Raw genomic sequence first — 17,098 nt, 5'->3', positions numbered from 1 at the left:
ATTCTCAGGAGAGACCGCCATGGGCGCTGCAACTGTCGCTGTTACCGATGCCACTTTCGACGCCGAAGTCCGCCAGTCGGACGTGCCGGTGGTGGTGGATTTCTGGGCCGAATGGTGCGGCCCGTGCCGGATGATCGGCCCGGCTCTGGAAGAGCTGGCGACCGAATATGCCGGCAAGGTCAAGATCGTGAAGGTCAATGTCGACGAGAACCCGGAAAGCCCGGCGGCGCTCGGCGTGCGGGGTATCCCGGCTTTGTTTCTGTTCAAAGATGGCCAGGTCGTGTCGAACAAGGTCGGCGCCGCGCCAAAAGCCGCGCTCGACAACTGGATCAAGGCGGCAATCTGATCGTCGCAAAGATACAAACGGCCCCGGGAAACCCGGGGCCGTTGTCGTTTCAGGCGGCCTTTTTCAGGCCCAGAGCCGCAGCGTCATCGGCGGCGAAATAGATGTGGTGCATTGCATCTACCCGCCCCGGAACCAGCGCGATATCATCCCGCCGCCAGGGCCAGCCCTGCCGGGTCAGACGCTGTTCGAAGCCGGGGGCGATCTCGGCTGACCAGAAAGCGGCAATGCCGCCCTTGGCCAGCGCATCCCGGCTGCGGCTCAGCCCGCTTTCGGTATAGATCGCGCCATTGGTTTCCCGCACCAGCGTATCCGGCCCGTTATCGGTATCCATCAGGATCACGTCGAACCGGCCCGGATTGCGCGCCAGAACGGCTGTCACATCGGCGATTTCAACGTTCACGCGAGGGTCGCTCAGCGGATGACCGGCGAGATGCGAGAGCCGCCCGTGATTCCAGGCGACGATTTCCGGCACCAGTTCGCATACCGTCACCTGCGCACCTGGTCCCACCAGATCCAGCGCGGCGCGCAAGGTGTAGCCCATGCCAAGCCCGGCGATCAGCACATCGCGCGGCGCACGGCCAAGCAGACGCAGCGCGCGCGTCGCCAGCACCGCTTCGGACTGATGGTTGAGGTTCGACATCAGCTCGATGCCGTTATAGCGGATCTCATAAAGGCTATCCCGCTGGCGCAAAAGGATTTCATCGCCCGCCGCATTGGTGGCGCGGGCCAGATCGTTCCAGACTGTCATGGCTGTCCCATAGCTGAAGCCGCGCGAGGCGCGGTCTGTCAAAATCAAGCAGGTTCAGAAGGAGGGGGTTGCCCGCCGGCTCAGCGGCGCGGCAACCCGAAGCCATTGCGGGCGCAGGTTCCGATCAGCACCGGGAACAGGGCCGTGATGTTCGGTAGGTTCCGGCTGGAAATCGGGCTGGACATCGGGCTCGCCTGGGTCGGGGTCATGAAAGACAGGTGATCATGGCCGCCTGTACCCCGGAAGTCCAGCCTTACGCCGCTGACTTGTGCCAGTCCGGCCGGCGCTCCATATAGGGGCACGGAACAATGCGAAGGGCATTCCCATGGCTGACGACAAATTCCCCGGCTGGCACGGGACCACGATCCTCGCCGTGCGGCGGGGGGGCGAGGTTGTGGTGGCGGGGGATGGCCAGGTCAGCCTGGGCCAGACGGTGATCAAGGGCACGGCGCGCAAGGTGCGCAGGCTTTCCCCTGGCGGACATGATGTGGTGGTGGGCTTTGCCGGTTCGACGGCGGATGCGTTCACCCTGCTTGAGCGGCTTGAGAAAAAGCTCGAAGCGGCGCCCGGGCAGCTCGCACGGGCCTGTGTCGATCTCGCGAAAGACTGGCGGATGGATAAATATCTGCGCAATCTCGAGGCGATGCTGATCGTCACCGATGGGGACCAGCTTTACGTGCTGACCGGCGCGGGTGATGTGCTGGAGCCGGAACATGATGTCGCGGCCATCGGCTCGGGCGGCAATTTCGCGCTCGCGGCGGCACGCGGGCTGATGGAGACCGATCTGCCGGCCGAGGACGTGGCGCGCAAAGCCATGGCGATTGCGGCGTCGATCTGCGTCTACACCAATGGAAATCTGACGGTGGAGACGATCCGCAAATGATCTCTGATGACCTTCGCGCCGGCGTTCAGGCCGGTATCCTGACCGAGGCTCAGGCCGCGTCCCTGTCGACGCTGATCACCGCCCGCGCCGGACAGCGCGCGGCGATGCCGGCGGAAGACGAGCCTTTCGAGTTCTTCAAAGGCTTTTCCGAGATCTTCATCTCGATCGGCCTGATCATCCTTTTGTCGGGTTCGCTTTCGCTGATTGCCTGGGCCGGTGGCGCGACCATTGCCATTGTCCTGCCGCTGATCGCCGCCGGGATCGCCTGGTGGTGGGCAGAATATTTCACGCTCAGGCGGCGGATGAACCTGCCGTCGATGGTGCTGGCGCTGGTCTTTGGCGGTGGCCTGCTGATCGCCGTGACAACGCTTGTGTTGCAAAGCGCAGGCCAGCCATCGCGCTTTGTGCTGATGTTGCCGCCGCTGGTGGCGACTTTGGGCATGGCGGCCTGGTATCGCCGGTTCCGGCTGCCATTCTCGATGTTCGTGCTGGGCGGCTTTGCGCTTTTGACGCTTTATGCGCTGACCACCTCGACCGAAGCGCTGATCGGGCTGGCCATCGGAACGCGTTCCGGGGGCATGAACGGGCTCTTTGATCTGCGCGAAAGCCCGGCTTTTGCTTTCGCGACACTTGGCTTCGGCATCGTGGCTTTCCTTGCGGGGATGTGGTTCGACATGCGCGACCCGCACCGGCTGGGCAGGAATGCCGCAACTGCCTTCTGGCTGCATCTGCTGGCGGCTTTCGCACTGGTGAATACCGTGGCGGTGACGCTTTACGGATCGGGCGGGATGGTGCTTTTGCTGATCGCGCTGCTGATCATCACCGGGCTGGCACTGGTGATCGACCGGCGTTCGTTTGTCTCGGCCGCGATTGGCTATATGGCTTTCGTGATCGTCTGGGCAACGGGGGGAGGCGATTTCGGCTCCTGGGCCTTTGCGCTGCTGCTTCTGGGCGCGCTGATCACCGCAATCGGCACCTGGTGGGTGCAGTTGCGCGGCTGGCTGATGCGCACCCTTCCCGATTTCCCCGGCAAAGACCGGCTGCCCCCCTATGCGAGGCCTGAAGTATGACCGACCTGACCCCCCGCGAGATCGTCTCGGAGCTGGACCGTTTCATCATCGGCCAGAAAGAGGCCAAGCGCGCCGTGGCTGTGGCTTTGCGCAATCGCTGGCGCCGGAACCGTCTGCCCGCCGATCTGATCGACGAGGTTTACCCGAAGAATATCCTGATGATCGGGCCGACCGGGGTCGGCAAGACCGAGATCTCGCGCCGGCTGGCAAAGCTCGCGAAAGCGCCGTTCCTCAAGGTCGAGGCGACCAAATTCACTGAAGTCGGCTATGTCGGCCGCGATGTGGAAAGCATCATCCGTGATCTGATGGATGTCGCCATCGTCGATACCCGCGCGATGATGCGCGATGAAGTACGCGAAAAGGCGAAACGTGCCGCCGAGGAGCGGGTGATCGAGGCGATTGCCGGCAAGGATGCGCGCGAACAGACCCGCGAGATGTTTCGCAAGAAACTGCGCGCGGGCGAGCTTGATGACACGATGATCGAGATCGAAGTGCAGGACCCTTTGCCCGCGATGCCGATGATGGCAGGTGGCCAGGGGATGGAGATGCAGCTCCAGGGCCTGCAGGAAATGTTCGGCAAGGCGTTTCAGCGGTCGACGAAAAAGCGGGTCACGGTGGCGGACAGCTATGATCTGCTGCTGGGCCAGGAGGCCGACAAGCTGCTGGATGACGAGGCGGTGAAGGCGCGCGCGCTGCAGGTAGTGCAGGCAGATGGCATCGTCTTCCTCGACGAGATCGATAAGATCTGTGCGAAATCTGAGGCGCGGGGCGCCGATGTCTCACGCGAGGGGGTGCAGCGTGATCTGCTGCCGCTGATCGAAGGGACGACCGTTTCGACCAAATACGGGCCGGTGAAGACCGATCATATCCTGTTCATCGCCTCTGGCGCCTTCCATATCGCCAAACCCTCGGACCTTTTGCCCGAATTGCAGGGCCGTCTGCCGATCCGGGTCGAGCTTGAGGCGCTGACCGAGGGCGATTTCGTCCGGATCCTGACCGAGACCGACAATGCACTGACCCGGCAATATACCGGGCTGATGGCGACCGAAGAGGTGGCGGTCCGGTTCACCGAAGACGGGATCGCGACGATTGCGGCTCTCGCGGCCGAGGTGAACCGCTCGGTCGAGAATATCGGGGCGCGCAGGCTTTACACGGTGATGGAGCGGGTGTTCGAAGAGCTTTCCTTCACCGCGCCGGACCGCCCGGGCGAGGCGGTGGTGGTGGATGAGGCCTTTGTCGAAAAGAATGTCGGCGGGCTGGCGCGCTCGGCGGATATATCGCGCTACGTGTTGTGACGGCCCGGGCGGGGGCCGGCCCCCGCACCCCGCCTGCTCCTGAGTATTTTCATGACGGGGAAGGGCAGTTCCTGACCGGATTGAAACATCTGGTGAAGCGGCGGGGCTTGACCGGTTGCGGCAGGCCGGTCAGGAAAGAGGCATGAGAATTTTTGTTGCCCTTTTGGCGTTTGTCCTGTTCGCCTCCTGCGCGCCGCGCGGGAACTTCGTGATGCTTGAAGAGCTGACGCCAGAAAAGATCGCGCTGGCCGAAGAGGTGTCGATCCGGGTGCCGATCTATGTCGGCACGTCGCGGCGCGAAGAGAATGGTGAATTCGGGTTCGCGCGGTCGGATTTCGCGACCTTCATGCGCTACGATATCCTGATGCCACGTGAGCATAAGGTGGGCGAGGTCACCTGGCCAAAATCGGTGAAGCGGGCGGATCCGACAAAGGATTTCCTGACGCTCGCCGATCTGCAATTCGCGACGGCGGGCGATTTCCGCAAGGAACTGGCGAAGAATCTGGGGCAGCGTGGCAGTCGTGACGTGACTGTCTATGTGCATGGTTTCAACAATACCATGGCAGAGAGCATCTATCGCGTCGCGCAGATGCATTACGATCTGAAAGTGCCGGGCGTGGCGGTGCATTATGCCTGGCCCTCGCGCGGGTCGGCGCTTGGCTATGTCTATGACCGCGATTCCGCTTTGTTCGGACGCGACGGGCTTGAGGCGTTGCTCCGTGAGGTTGCCGGAGCCGGAGCCGAACGGATCATCATCGTGGCCCATTCGATGGGCGGCGCCCTGACGATGGAGACGCTGCGTCAGGCCTCGATCCGCGGCGACCGCAAGGTGATGGACCGCATGGCGGGGGTGATCCTGATTTCGCCCGATCTCGATGTTGACCTGTTCCGCGCCCAGGCCCATGCGATGGGGAAACTGCCGCAGCCCTTCCTGATCTTTGGCAGCACCCGCGACACCATTCTGAACATCTCGTCGCGCATCGCAGGTGCGCCTGACCGGCTGGGCAACCTGACGGATCTGCGGCCGATCTCTGATCTCGAGGTCACCTATTACGACACCGCCGCCTATAATCAGGGGGCGGGGCATAACAACCTCGGAACCTCGCCGGCCCTGTTGCAGGTGCTTGGCGGCATCGCCAATATCGACGCGGCCTTCCGGGCCGAGGCGCGGACGCGGGTCGGGCTGTTGCCGGGCGTGGTGCTGACGGTGAAGAATGCGACGGCGATTGTGCTTTCGCCGGTTGAAGCGGTTGCGGCGGGGAATACCGGTCTGGCAGACTGAGGCCCCGGTTGCCCCGCGCGGCAGCCGGGACTATGGCTGTTGCAATCGCCTGAAGGAGACCCCCATGACCGATTTCACCCCGGTTGATCCGGCTGAGCTGACCGCTCGGCTGATTCGCTGCAACTCGGTAACGCCGGCAGAGGGGGGCGCGCTCGTCTTGCTGGAGGCGTTGCTGAGCGAGGCCGGGTTTGCCTGTACCCGGGTGGATCGTGGTGGGATCGCCAATCTCTATGCCCGCTGGGGCATACGGGGTGCGAACCGGTCCTTCGGCTTTAACGGTCATACCGATGTGGTGCCGGTGGGAGATGCTGCGGCCTGGACCCAGGACCCGTTCGGCGCGGTCGTGGTCGATGGCTGGATGTATGGGCGCGGCGCCACCGATATGAAATCCGGGGTGGCGGCCTTTGCCGCTGCTGCGGTGGATTTCGTGCGCGAGACCCCGCCCGATGGAGCGGTGATCCTTGCGATCACCGGCGATGAGGAAGATGTCGCCGAACATGGCACCGTGGCGCTGCTGGACTGGATGGCGGAACAGGGCGAGCGGATGACGCATTGCCTGGTCGGCGAGCCGACCTGCCCCGATGTTATGGGCCAGATGATGAAGATCGGCCGGCGTGGCAGCCTGACCGCCTGGTTCACCGCCGAAGGGGTGCAGGGCCATTCCGCCTATCCGCATCGCGCGAAGAACCCGATGTCAGCGCTGGTGAAGCTGATGGCGCGGCTGGAGGCGGAGCCGCTGGACGAGGGATCAGACCATTTCGACGCCTCGACCCTCGCGATCACCACGATTGATTGCGGCAATAAGGCCACCAATGTGATCCCGGCCAGGGGGACGGCCATCGTCAATATCCGCTATAATGACCTCCATACCGGAGAGAGCATTGCGACCTGGCTGCAAAGCCACGCCGCAGTGGTTGCGGCGGAAACCGGGGTGCGGATCACGGTGAAGACCAGCAATTCCGGCGACAGTTTTCTGACCGAGCCGGGCGAATTTTCCGCGATGATCCGCGAGGCGGTCCAGGCCGAGACCGGTGTCAGCCCGGATTATTCCACGAGTGGCGGCACCTCGGATGCGCGCTTCATCAAGGATCACTGCCCCGTGGTCGAATTCGGCCTGGTCGGCAAGACCATGCACCAGGTCGATGAACGGGTGGAGATCGCGCAGATCCACCAGCTGAAAGCAATCTACAGCCGTATTCTCAGGGATTATTTCGCGTGATCCGGGTTGCATTGACGGATGATCTGGCCGCCTGCCAGGCACTGCGGCGCCGCGTTTTCATCGAGGAACAGGCGGTTTCCGAGGACGATGAGCTCGACGGGCGCGATGGCGAGGCGCTGCATCTGCTGGCCACAGACGATCAGCCGCTCGGGACCGCGCGGATACTGATCGAGGGTGCGACCGGCAAGATCGGTCGGGTCTGTGTGCTTGCGCAAGCGCGCGGGCAGGGCATCGGCCAGGCGCTGATGCGCGAGGCGGTCGCGGTTTTGCGCGCGCAGCCCGGTGTCACCCGCGCGAAACTGGGTGCACAGATCCATGCGCTTGGCTTTTACGAGGCGCTCGGCTTTCGGGCCTTCGGGCCGGAATACCAGGATGCGGGAATTGCCCATCGCGATATGGAGCTGATGCTGTGATCCTTTACCTCTGACGCCGGGAGGGGTAATTCCCTCTCTGTCAGATACAGAGGCTCAACCCATGTCGCGCTACGAACCCGGTCAGATCGAGAAGAAATGGCAATCCGCCTGGGATGAGGCCGGGGTTTTCACCGCGAAGGCCGACCCGTCAAAGCCGAAATATTACGTGCTCGAGATGTTCCCCTATCCGTCGGGGCGCATCCATATGGGCCATGTGCGCAATTACACCATGGGCGATGTGGTCGCGCGCTATAAGTCGTCCTGCGGATTCTCGGTGCTGCATCCGATGGGCTGGGATGCGTTCGGGATGCCGGCGGAAAACGCGGCGATGGAGCGGGGCGGCCATCCGAAAGACTGGACCTATGGCAATATCGCCGTGATGAAGGACCAGATGAAGCCGCTGGGCCTGTCGATCGACTGGAGCCGCGAATTCGCCACCTGCGACCCGGAATATTACGGCCAGCAACAGTCGATGTTCCTCGACATGCTTGAGGCGGGGCTGGTTTACCGCAAGGCCGCCGTGGTGAACTGGGACCCGGTCGATATGACCGTGCTCGCCAATGAGCAGGTCGAGAACGGGCGCGGCTGGCGTTCGGGCGCGCTGGTGGAGCGCAAAGAGCTGACGCAATGGTTCTTTAAGATCTCGGCCATGGCGGATGATCTGCTGAGCTCGCTCGACGGGCTGGAGAAATGGCCTGAAAAGGTGCGCCTGATGCAGGCGAACTGGATCGGCAAATCCCAGGGGCTGCAATTCGCGTTCGAGACGGTGAATGCGCCGGAAGGCTTTGACCGGCTGGAAGTTTACACCACCCGCCCCGACACGCTGGGCGGCGCCAGCTTTGCCGGGATCTCGGCCGATCATCCGCTGGCAAAGGCGCTGGCCGAGAAAAACGAGGCCATTGCGGCCTTTGCCGCCGAATGCCGCAAGGGCGGCACCACCGCCGAAGAGATCGAGACCGCTGAAAAGATCGGCTTCGATACCGGCGTGCGCGTGCGCCATCCGCTGGACCCTTCCATCGAACTGCCGGTCTGGATCGCGAATTTCATCCTGATGGATTACGGCACCGGCGCGATCTTCGGCTGCCCGGGCCATGACCAGCGCGATTTCGAATTCGCGACCAAATACAGCCTGCCGATCATCCCGGTCTTCGTCCCGGAAGGCGAGGCAGAGACGGTGCTCACGGAACCCTTCGTCCCGGCGAAATCCGAGCGCGTCACCTATATCCGCAATGTGGCGGGGGCCGAGGTCAAAACCGGCGAACAGGGCATCCTGGACGCCATCGTTCTGGCCGAGGAAAAGGGCTTCGGCGAGGGCGTGACCAAGTTCCGCCTGCGCGACTGGGGCCTGTCGCGCCAGCGCTATTGGGGTTGCCCGATCCCGGTCGTCCATTGCCCGACCTGCGGCGTGGTGCCCGAGAAGAAAGAGAACCTCCCCGTCGAGCTGCCCTATGATGTAAGCTTCGACAAGCCGGGCAATCCGCTCGACCGTCACCCGACCTGGCGCGATGTCCCTTGCCCGAAATGCGGCCAGGCGGCAAAGCGCGAGACGGATACGATGGATACTTTCGTCGATTCGTCCTGGTATTTCACCCGCTTCACCGCGCCGCGCGCGACCACGCCGACGGTGATGGAGGATGCGGAATACTGGATGAATGTCGACCAGTATATCGGCGGCATCGAACACGCGATCCTGCATCTTCTGTATTCGCGCTACTTTGCCCGCGCGATGAATGTGACCGGCCATCTGCCTGCCAAATCGCGCGAGCCGTTTGACGCGCTGTTCACCCAGGGCATGGTCACGCATGAGATCTACAAGACCACCGATGACAAGGGCCGCCCGGTTTACCATCTGCCGGAGGATATACTGCGTTCCGATGATGGCGTGACGCTGGCGGATGGCACCGCGGTCGAGGTGATCCCTTCGGCCAAGATGTCGAAATCAAAGAAAAACGTTGTCGATCCGATGAGCATCATCGCGTCTTACGGCGCAGATACCGCACGCTGGTTCGTGATGTCGGACAGCCCGCCCGAGCGGGATATCGAATGGACGGCCTCTGGTGCCGATGCCACCAGCAAACACCTGACCCGCGTCTGGACGCTGTCGGACCGGGTCGCCTCGATGCCATCGGATTACGCCGGCACGGCTGACCTTGAGCTGCAAAAGGCAGTGGCGCGGGCGGTGGTCGAGGTCACGAAGTCGATTGAAGGCTTTGCCTTCAACAAGGCGATTGCCGTGCTTTACGGGCTGACCAATACACTGGCGAAAGCCGATGCTTCGGCGCTGGTGGCGCGCGATGGGATGCGGGTTCTGGCGCAGTTGATGCAGCCGATGACGCCGCATCTGGCCGAGGAAATCTGGGCCATGCAGGGCGGCGAAGGGCTTTGTGCTCGGGCTGGCTGGCCGAAAGCCGATCCGGCGCTGCTGGTCGATGATGTGATCACGCTGCCGATCCAGATCAATGGCAAGAAACGTGCGGAAATCAGCGTGCCGAAGGATCTTGCCTCTTCCGAGGTTGAAAAGCTGGCGCTGGCCCACGAGGATGTGGTGAAATTCCTCGGTGGCAATGCGGTGAAGAAGATCATCGTGGTGCCGGGGCGTATCATCAACGTCGTCGCGTGACGGCATCAAGGGGCTGAACCCGTGGGGACTGACCGCCGGACCTTCCTGCTGATGCCGCTGGCGCTTGCCGCCTGCGGCTTTACTCCCGCCTATCAGAAGGGCGGGCCGGCCGAGGCCCTGCTGGGCCAGGTGCGCGCGGCCGACCCCGATACCAAAGAGGCTTTTGCCTTTGTGCAGCGAATCGAGGAGCGTCTCGGGCGGCCCGAGCGCCATCTCTATGACCTCGACTACGCCATCACGACGAAAACGGATGGTGTCGGCGTCACCGCAGACAACCGCACCACGCGCTATAATATCTCGGGGGTCGTGACCTTCCGCATCTCGGATACGCTCAGCGGCACCGTGCTCGCAAGCGGGCGGGCGCAAAGCTTCACCGCGTTCAACGCGACCGGCTCGACCGTGGCGATGCTGGCGGCCGAGGAAGATGCGCAAAGCCGGCTGATGTCGATTCTTGCCGATCAGGTCGTGGCGCGGCTGATCGCAGAAATGGCGGCGCTGCAAAGGCGCAACAGCGCGCGCGCCTCTGGTCCGTCGGCCGGCTGATGCTGCTGCGCGGCGCCGAGGCCAATCGTTACATGGCAAAGCCTGACCCCGCCCGCGCGGGGCTTCTGATCTTTGGCGCCGATACGATGCGGGTCGCGCTGAAACGCCAGGCGGCGATTCTCGCGCTGATCGGACCCGAGGGCGAGGCCGAGATGCGGCTTGCGCGCATGTCGGGAGCGGATCTGCGCAAGGACCAGGCGGCACTGTCAGATGCGGTCAGGGCGGTCGGTTTCTTCCCGGGCCCGCGTGTGGCCTTTGTCGAGGATGCAACCGACGGGCTGACGGCGACCTTTACCGCAGCGCTGAAGGACTGGAAGCCGGGTGATGCAGTGATCATTGCCACGGCGGCCGATCTGAAGGGCAAATCGACGCTTAAGTCACTGTTTGAAAAGCTCCCCCATACGGTTTGCATCGGGCTTTATGACGATCCGCCGACGCGCGAAGAGATCGAATCCGAACTGGCCAGAGCCGGTCTCGCGCAGATTCCGCCGGCGGTGATGGATGATCTGACGCAACTTGCGCGGGCGCTGGATCCAGGTGACTTCCGGCAGACGCTTGAGAAGATCGCGCTGTATAAATGGCAGGATCCGACGCCTTTGACACCGGATGAGGTCGCGGCGCTGGCACCGGCAACGATTGACGCCGAGGTGGACGAGCTCCTGAACGCGGTGGCCGAGGGGCAGAGCCGTCAGGTCGGCATGTTGATGCTGCGGCTGGGAGGGCAGGGCGTGCTGCCGGTAACCCTCTGCATCCAGGCGCTGCGGTATTTCCGCACACTGCATATTGCGGCAAGTGATCCGGGCGGTGCAGGCAATGGCTTGCAAAAGGCACGGGTCTTCGGGCCGCGCCGGGATCGGATGCAGGGACAGCTCAGGAAATGGGGGATGCGCAGCCTGGAACCCGCCATCGCCGATCTGGTCGAGGCTGATCTGACGCTGCGCTCGACGATGAAAGTGCCAGGGCTTGCGCTGGTCGAGCGGGTTTTTCTGCGGATCGCCGCGCGGGCGGGGCGCTGATCCCTGCCTGCGCCGCCTTGCTGCAAGGCATATTCTTCTGTGACATGAAAAAGGCGGCCGAAGCCGCCTCTGGTTGTCTCGGTTCTGGCTGTGATCAGAGCTTGGTGTCCCGGACCCGGAGTTGCCGCGCCCGGGTGAGAATCGCATCCTCCACCGCGCGAACGGTCTCGGGTGCCACCGCGCCGCCGCCCTGGCTTTGAAGCGAGAGCTTCAGGCTGCGTGCCTCGAGCGCCGGATCCTGAACATAGATCGTAGCGCGGTAGGCACGGCCACCACCCGGCGGGCGGCCATAGCCGGTGACGATCACGCCGGTGAAGGGGTCAATGCTTTCGATCGGCAGGAAATTCAGCACTTCAAGCGAGGCCTGCCAGATATATTTGTTCACCTCGACAGTGGTGTTCGGATCTGCGCCATTGCCGAAGAGATTCCAGATCGTGCCGCCGGCGCGGTTTGATCTTTCGCGCGAATTGCCCAGTTCTGCCGTGCCCTGCTTGCCGGCGGTCGCCCCGGTGCGGGCGTCGTCTGCGGTTCCACCAGTATTGCCGCCGCAGGCCGCAAGGGTAACAAGCAGGCCGCCACAAAGCAGGCTGCGCGCGGATTTCGCCAGAGCCATCGGAAACTCCCGTTTAACTTAAACGGCTGTCTAGCTTAGCCACCTGTGTGGAACAAGGCTTTTTGGCCTGCAAGACCCCGGCGGCGGCGGCGCCATGCCTGTATTGCCGCTTTAATGGGGCAATAGCAGAGGCCGCGTTCCGGGCGAGGGAGTTGCGGCAGTACGCTCCGGATGGGCCGCTGTCAGGGGCCAAAAACGCACTGTGACTTTGCTGCACCACAGGCGAGGCGTTTCGGGGCGGGTCGCGGCATCATCGTTGCAATCAGGCCCCGAGAAGCAGAAATACGATCCATACCCAATTCGGATTCCCCTGAGTTGGGCCATCCTTGGAAGTCAATCGAGGGAATACGATGAAAAAGCTTCTTATCGCAACCACCGCACTGGTTGCTGGCGCTTCCGCCGCCGCCGCTGATGTGACCATTTCGGGCTACGGCCGTTTCGGTCTGCAATATGTCGAAGACCGTGGTGGCGTGGGTTCGGGTCTCGAAAACACCATCATCTCCTCGCGTCTGCGTCTGAACATCGACGCCACCACCGAGACCGATGTCGGCGTGACCTTCGGCGCTCGTCTGCGCATGCAGTATGATGACGGCGACGCGGGAACCATTGGCAACGCTGCACGTTTCAGCGTCGGCTACGAAGGCCTGACCGTTCAGGTCGGTAACGTCGACACCGCTTGGGACTCGGTTGGCCTGACCTACAACTCGGAAATGGGCTACGAAGACAGCTCGTTCGGCGACGACAACGACAGCCCGTTCTTCGCATACAACTCGAAGACCCAGCCGAACGGCTATCAGGGCGTTGCTGCGACCTACTCGATCTCGGATATCAATCTGTACTTCTCGTACATTGACCCGAATCAGATCGTCGACACCCTTCCGGCCGGCGTTTCCGAAGAAGTGGGTCTGGCTGCTGACTGGTCGAATGGCCAGATCTCGGTTGCTGCTGCAATCAACAACAACGTTGGTGGCATCAAAGACTACGACTCCTACTTCCTCGGTGGTGCGTATAACTTCGGTGACGGCAATGTCGGCCTGAACTTCTACAACTACGACAACCCGGCTCTGAGCGACTCGTACAACCAAGTCACCCTGTACGGCAACTACACCTTCGGCGCCACCACGCTCCGCGCTTACATCTCGGACCTGGACGCAGACGGTTCTGACACCGCTTACGGTATCGGCGCTGACTACTCGCTCGGCGAAGGCGCTCGTATCTCGGGCTCCATCCAGCGCGGCTTCGGCAGCGACGTGACCTTCGTCGACAACGCTGGCGTTCGTTTCAACGACGCTCGTGCTAAGACCGTTGCTGACATCGGCGTTCGCTTCGACTTCTGATCTTAACGGATCAATATCTTTGGAAAGAGCGGGCAATGCCCGCTCTTTTCATTTCTGACGTTTCCCTTCTGTGTCCGGGCGTTGTAATCAGGGCGCGTTCTGAGGCAGCAAAGGCGCGGGCAATGTCACTTACCGGGATCACCGCAAGGCTGCGCGCCGCCGAACTGGCCGCAGGGCGCAAAGCGGGCTCTGTCACCCTGATCGCGGTCTCGAAAGTACAGCCCGGCCCCCGGGTCGAGGCGGTGCTGGACGAAGGCCAGCGCGTCTTTGGCGAGAATTATGTCCAGGAGGCCGCGTTCAAGTGGCCGGTCTGGCGGGGCAAATATCCTGGCGTAAAGCTGCATATGATCGGGCCCTTGCAAAGCAACAAGGCAAAGGTCGCGGTCGATCTTTTCGACGCGATCCATTCGGTTGACCGGCCTTCGCTGGCCGAACGACTGGCGACCCTTGCCAATGCGCGTGGCGCCAGTCCCGATATCTTCATCCAGATCAACACAGGCGAAGAACCGCAAAAGGCCGGTATCCTGCCGGATCAGGCCGATGACTTCATCTCGGCCTGCCGCGCGATGTATCTGCCGGTGGTGGGGCTGATGTGCATCCCGCCTGATGGCGAAGACCCGGTGCCGCATTTCAGGATGCTGGCCGAGATCGCGGCGCGCAACGGGGTCGAGGGGCTCTCGATGGGGATGAGTTCGGATTTCGAGCTCGCCGTGGCGCATGGGGCAACCCATATCCGTGTCGGCTCGGCGATTTTCGGGGATCGGGCCTACGCGAAATAGGGCACGATCAGCCTTGTGCCGGGGCGGATGCGCCGTGCGATCCACAGAAGATCGGGTTGTGCAAAGGCGATGCAGCCGGCGGTGGGCCAGCCCGGGCGGCGCCAGGAATGCAGGAAGATCGCGGATCCAAGGCCGGGTGTCGCATCGGGCCAGTTCCAGTCGGTGACCAGAACCAGATCATATTGCGGGTCAGAGCGTCGCAGATCCTCATGCGAGAACCCATGCGGCGCGCGGACATGGGAATTATAGGCCGGATCGCGGCTGTCATCTGACCACAGATCGCCCGGGATCAGCGGTTCTGCCCAGGCCGGCACATCGGCGCGGGCCAGCCGGTCGGGGCGGTAAAAACCGCCGACGATATGATGCAGCCCGAAAGGCGTCGCCCCATCGCCCTCGCGTTTCTCGCGCGAGATGCCGCCACGCCCGATGGTGCAGGCAAAGCGACGGCCCCGGAACAAAAGCCCCGTGGGGCTCAGCACAAGATCCTCAGCGGTCTGTCCGGGCCAGATCACAGCAAATGCCCCGATCTGGCGGCCTTGGTGGCCAGATAGGCCGCGTTTTCGCGGGTTTTCCCGACCTTCAGCGGCACACGCTCGACCACTTTCAGGCCGCAGCTGTCCAGCATCGCCACTTTGCGCGGATTGTTGGTCAGGAGCCGCACCTCGCGAAACCCGAGACCGCGCAGGAGTTCGGCCCCGATGCGGAAATCGCGCTCATCATCTTCAAACCCCAGCCGGTGATTGGCGTCGACCGTGTCAAAGCCCTGATCCTGCAACGAATAGGCGCGCATTTTATTCGCAAGGCCAATGCCACGGCCCTCCTGGTTCAGATAGAGCAGGACGCCCGCGCCTTCGTCACCCATCTGGGCAAGCGCGGCATGGAGCTGCGGGCCGCAATCGCATTTCAGAGAGCCCAGCACGTCACCGGTGAAACAGGCGGAATGAAGCCGCGCCAGCACCGGACGGTCACGCGCGGGCTGGCCGACTTCGATCGCATAATGCTCGTCGCCGCCGTCATCGGGGCGGAAGATATGCAGCCGCCCCGCACCGGCCAGCGCCATTGGCAGCCGCGCCGAGACCACGTCGGCAAGCGGCGCAAGGCGCGACAGAGCCGGCAGCGCCTCATCGATCCTGAGGAAGGTCAGCCCATGATCGGCGGCCAGGACCAGCGGGTTTTCGACCCGCACGAGCAGCGCCGCAGGCAGAAGATGCGCCGATTTCGCCAGCAACACCGCTGCCCGGTGCAGCGCGCCCGAGCCACCATAAAGACCGCGCACCGGCCCCTTGAGCGGCACGCGCAGATCATCCTGCGGATCGGCGATAGCCTTGAGCCAGGCAGTATCGGCGCCCGGTGGCACTGCGATCCGGGCGATATCGCCGTCACAGGCAAAGGCTTTCAGCGTCTCGGCCCGCCAGGCGGTCAGTGCCAGTTCGGGCTCGCCAAAGCTGCGCAATGCGCTCAGGCGCGGTGGCTCCAGCGGCTCGATGGCGATGGCCAGAGCGGCCTCGCCCTCGCCTGCCAGCACCACCGGCACACCCATCCGCAGATCGCCGCGCGCGCGCGAAAGGCGCTCGGTGATATCGGGTCCGAGAGAAGAAAAGGCACCGGCAGCTGCAGTCATGACGCGTCTCCTGACCCCGTTTATCTGGGCGCAGGATGACAGAATTGAAATATTTCCTGCTCCTGCGACACGAGGCCGTGACTCCCTTGTCGCAAATCTTGCGGGAAATGTGAACGCGGCGCATTTGTTTCCCAAGCAAACGAAAGGACCGTATCATGGCCCAGCTTCGCAAAATTCTTCTGGTGGATGACGATGACGACCTGCGGGAGGCATTGTCTGAACAATTGGTGATGACCGAGGATTTCGATGTCTTCGAAGGCCGCACTGGCGCCGAAGGGATGGAGAAGGCCAAGGCGGCGATCTATGACCTGGTGATTCTCGATGTCGGGCTGCCCGATACCGATGGGCGCGAACTGTGCCGCCGGATGCGTAAATCGGGGGTGAAATGCCCGATCATGATGCTGACCGGCCATGATACCGATGCCGATACCATTCTGGGGCTTGATTCCGGGGCGAATGATTACGTGACCAAGCCGTTCAAATTCCCGGTGCTGCTGGCGCGGATCCGGGCGCAGCTGCGCACCCATGAACAGTCGGAAGACGCAGTCTTCCAGCTTGGGCCTTACAGCTTCCGTCCTGCGCAAAAGCTTTTGGTGGATGAGAAGGACAAGAAGATCCGTCTCACCGAGAAAGAGACCAATATCCTGAAATTCCTGTACCGTGCGCAATCGGGTGTGGTGGCGCGGGATGTGCTGTTGCATGAGGTCTGGGGCTATAACGCCGGGGTCACGACCCATACACTTGAGACGCATATCTACCGGCTGCGGCAGAAGATCGAGCCCGATCCCTCGAATGCGCGGCTGCTGGTGACCGAAAGCGGCGGGTACAGGCTTGTTGCCTGAGCTGTCACTGTAAAGCCACTGTGCCGCCGTCCCGATAAAAGTCGCAACAATTCGACATAATGTCGCTTGATTCACCGCGCCTTAATGGATTGCTGCCCATTATGGCAGGGTGACGCCGGTACGACCTGATGGCGTTTAGTGAAAGAGTTCCCCTTGTCGTGTCGGGGTTATGACACGGCAACCTCCCTGTTGGACTGGCCGGGCTTTTGCCCGGCCTTTTTTTGCCGTCTGTTTCGACAGCTTCGGTGGGCATGGCAATGCCCGGCGCGGGTGTTGCGTTCTTGCAATAATTCTTGCCGTCTGAGCGGGCCAGTCTTTCCCCATGCTTCGTGCCGGGCCTGTTTGGTGCTAGATTCTCCGGACCTCCCTGTTGGACCTTGCCCGGTATCTCGCGTTTCTCATCTGCGGTGCCGGGCTTTCTTTTGCGCAGCCATCGGCCTAGTGTCCGCTTCGGATCATGACTGCCGGAGA

At 62.7% G+C, this 17,098-nt stretch carries 17 protein-coding genes; 13 read left to right on the top strand and 4 right to left on the bottom strand.

Translation table 11 applies throughout. The features are described from left to right. Positions 1-19: 19 nt before the first annotated feature. Positions 20-346 carry a thioredoxin gene (gene trxA / locus M3484_RS14190; protein ID WP_092899883.1) on the top strand — a complete coding sequence of 109 codons (327 nt, stop codon included), beginning with the start codon at positions 20-22 and terminating at the stop codon, positions 344-346. Positions 347-395: 49 nt separating this feature from the next. On the opposite strand, the gene M3484_RS14185 is transcribed toward trxA, so the two are convergent. After that, positions 396-1,094 carry a spermidine synthase gene (locus M3484_RS14185; RefSeq protein WP_092902076.1) on the bottom strand — a complete coding sequence of 233 codons (699 nt, stop codon included), beginning with the start codon at positions 1,092-1,094 and terminating at the stop codon, positions 396-398. Between the two features lie 325 nt (positions 1,095-1,419). On the opposite strand from M3484_RS14185, the gene hslV reads away from it, so the two are divergent. From hslV to holA, 9 genes are all read left to right on the top strand, one after another. Beyond that, positions 1,420-1,977 (top strand): ATP-dependent protease subunit HslV, encoded by a 558-nt coding sequence (gene hslV, locus M3484_RS14180; protein ID WP_092899881.1) that lies wholly within the window; start codon positions 1,420-1,422, stop codon positions 1,975-1,977. Then, on the top strand, positions 1,974-3,047 hold the full coding sequence (locus M3484_RS14175) for a hypothetical protein (RefSeq protein WP_249497372.1): 1,074 nt from the start codon (positions 1,974-1,976) through the stop codon (positions 3,045-3,047). The genes hslV and M3484_RS14175 overlap by 4 nt, the downstream gene beginning before the upstream one ends. Next, positions 3,044-4,342: an ATP-dependent protease ATPase subunit HslU gene (hslU, locus tag M3484_RS14170; protein ID WP_092899877.1), complete on the top strand. Its 1,299-nt coding sequence runs from the start codon at positions 3,044-3,046 to the stop codon at positions 4,340-4,342. The genes M3484_RS14175 and hslU overlap by 4 nt, the downstream gene beginning before the upstream one ends. A 142-nt stretch (positions 4,343-4,484) precedes the next feature. Beyond that, entirely contained in the window at positions 4,485-5,624 is a 1,140-nt protein-coding gene (locus M3484_RS14165) for an alpha/beta hydrolase (protein WP_249497371.1), read from the top strand. A gap of 64 nt (positions 5,625-5,688) precedes the next feature. After that, the gene (gene dapE, locus M3484_RS14160) at positions 5,689-6,843 is read left to right on the top strand and encodes a succinyl-diaminopimelate desuccinylase (RefSeq protein ID WP_249497370.1); all 1,155 of its coding nucleotides are present in this window, start codon (positions 5,689-5,691) and stop codon (positions 6,841-6,843) included. Continuing rightward, entirely contained in the window at positions 6,840-7,256 is a 417-nt protein-coding gene (locus tag M3484_RS14155; RefSeq protein ID WP_249497369.1) for a GNAT family N-acetyltransferase, read from the top strand. The genes dapE and M3484_RS14155 overlap by 4 nt, the downstream gene beginning before the upstream one ends. Positions 7,257-7,317: 61 nt before the next feature. Further along, positions 7,318-9,876 (top strand): leucine--tRNA ligase, encoded by a 2,559-nt coding sequence (leuS, locus tag M3484_RS14150; RefSeq protein ID WP_249497368.1) that lies wholly within the window; start codon positions 7,318-7,320, stop codon positions 9,874-9,876. A gap of 21 nt (positions 9,877-9,897) precedes the next feature. After that, positions 9,898-10,419 (top strand): LPS assembly lipoprotein LptE, encoded by a 522-nt coding sequence (lptE, locus tag M3484_RS14145; protein ID WP_249497367.1) that lies wholly within the window; start codon positions 9,898-9,900, stop codon positions 10,417-10,419. Beyond that, on the top strand, positions 10,419-11,435 hold the full coding sequence (holA, locus tag M3484_RS14140; RefSeq protein WP_249497366.1) for a DNA polymerase III subunit delta: 1,017 nt from the start codon (positions 10,419-10,421) through the stop codon (positions 11,433-11,435). The genes lptE and holA overlap by 1 nt, the downstream gene beginning before the upstream one ends. A 94-nt stretch (positions 11,436-11,529) precedes the next feature. On the opposite strand, the gene M3484_RS14135 is transcribed toward holA, so the two are convergent. Beyond that, complete coding sequence (locus tag M3484_RS14135; protein WP_092899867.1) at positions 11,530-12,048, bottom strand: DUF3576 domain-containing protein; 519 nt, start codon at positions 12,046-12,048, stop codon at positions 11,530-11,532. A 350-nt stretch (positions 12,049-12,398) separates the two neighbouring features. Here M3484_RS14135 and M3484_RS14130 point away from each other — a divergent pair, with 350 nt between their 5' ends. Both M3484_RS14130 and M3484_RS14125 read left to right on the top strand, forming a co-directional pair. Further along, positions 12,399-13,385: a porin gene (locus M3484_RS14130; protein ID WP_249497365.1), complete on the top strand. Its 987-nt coding sequence runs from the start codon at positions 12,399-12,401 to the stop codon at positions 13,383-13,385. 122 nt (positions 13,386-13,507) lie between these two features. Next, the gene (locus M3484_RS14125; protein WP_249497364.1) at positions 13,508-14,164 is read left to right on the top strand and encodes a YggS family pyridoxal phosphate-dependent enzyme; all 657 of its coding nucleotides are present in this window, start codon (positions 13,508-13,510) and stop codon (positions 14,162-14,164) included. On the opposite strand, the gene M3484_RS14120 is transcribed toward M3484_RS14125, so the two are convergent. After that, positions 14,152-14,643 carry a L,D-transpeptidase family protein gene (locus tag M3484_RS14120; protein WP_249497363.1) on the bottom strand — a complete coding sequence of 164 codons (492 nt, stop codon included), beginning with the start codon at positions 14,641-14,643 and terminating at the stop codon, positions 14,152-14,154. The genes M3484_RS14125 and M3484_RS14120 overlap by 13 nt on opposite strands. 29 nt (positions 14,644-14,672) lie before the next feature. Further along, on the bottom strand, positions 14,673-15,245 hold the full coding sequence (ribA, locus tag M3484_RS24020; RefSeq protein ID WP_502942467.1) for a GTP cyclohydrolase II: 573 nt from the start codon (positions 15,243-15,245) through the stop codon (positions 14,673-14,675). 695 nt (positions 15,246-15,940) lie between these two features. On the opposite strand from ribA, the gene M3484_RS14110 reads away from it, so the two are divergent. Continuing rightward, a complete protein-coding gene (locus M3484_RS14110) occupies positions 15,941-16,627 on the top strand; it encodes a response regulator transcription factor (protein WP_092899859.1) in 687 nt (228 codons plus the stop codon). Positions 16,628-17,098 lie beyond the last annotated feature (471 nt).

The sequence above is a fragment of the Pseudomonas sp. GX19020 genome (assembly GCF_023371075.1).
Classification (GTDB): domain Bacteria; phylum Pseudomonadota; class Alphaproteobacteria; order Rhodobacterales; family Rhodobacteraceae; genus Pseudogemmobacter.
This window is presented reverse-complemented; position numbering and strand designations above follow the sequence as displayed.

Bases quoted from the DNA above. Each gene is read 5' to 3' on its own strand.
- trxA (WP_092899883.1), top strand. From the start codon at position 20: ATGGGCGCTGCAACTGTCGCTGTTACCGATGCCACTTTCGACGCCGAA.
- M3484_RS14185 (WP_092902076.1), bottom strand. From the start codon at position 1,094: ATGACAGTCTGGAACGATCTGGCCCGCGCCACCAATGCGGCGGGCGAT.
- hslV (WP_092899881.1), top strand. From the start codon at position 1,420: ATGGCTGACGACAAATTCCCCGGCTGGCACGGGACCACGATCCTCGCC.
- M3484_RS14175 (WP_249497372.1), top strand. From the start codon at position 1,974: ATGATCTCTGATGACCTTCGCGCCGGCGTTCAGGCCGGTATCCTGACC.
- hslU (WP_092899877.1), top strand. From the start codon at position 3,044: ATGACCGACCTGACCCCCCGCGAGATCGTCTCGGAGCTGGACCGTTTC.
- M3484_RS14165 (WP_249497371.1), top strand. From the start codon at position 4,485: ATGAGAATTTTTGTTGCCCTTTTGGCGTTTGTCCTGTTCGCCTCCTGC.
- dapE (WP_249497370.1), top strand. From the start codon at position 5,689: ATGACCGATTTCACCCCGGTTGATCCGGCTGAGCTGACCGCTCGGCTG.
- leuS (WP_249497368.1), top strand. From the start codon at position 7,318: ATGTCGCGCTACGAACCCGGTCAGATCGAGAAGAAATGGCAATCCGCC.
- holA (WP_249497366.1), top strand. From the start codon at position 10,419: ATGCTGCTGCGCGGCGCCGAGGCCAATCGTTACATGGCAAAGCCTGAC.
- M3484_RS14135 (WP_092899867.1), bottom strand. From the start codon at position 12,048: ATGGCTCTGGCGAAATCCGCGCGCAGCCTGCTTTGTGGCGGCCTGCTT.
- M3484_RS14130 (WP_249497365.1), top strand. From the start codon at position 12,399: ATGAAAAAGCTTCTTATCGCAACCACCGCACTGGTTGCTGGCGCTTCC.
- M3484_RS14125 (WP_249497364.1), top strand. From the start codon at position 13,508: ATGTCACTTACCGGGATCACCGCAAGGCTGCGCGCCGCCGAACTGGCC.
- M3484_RS14110 (WP_092899859.1), top strand. From the start codon at position 15,941: ATGGCCCAGCTTCGCAAAATTCTTCTGGTGGATGACGATGACGACCTG.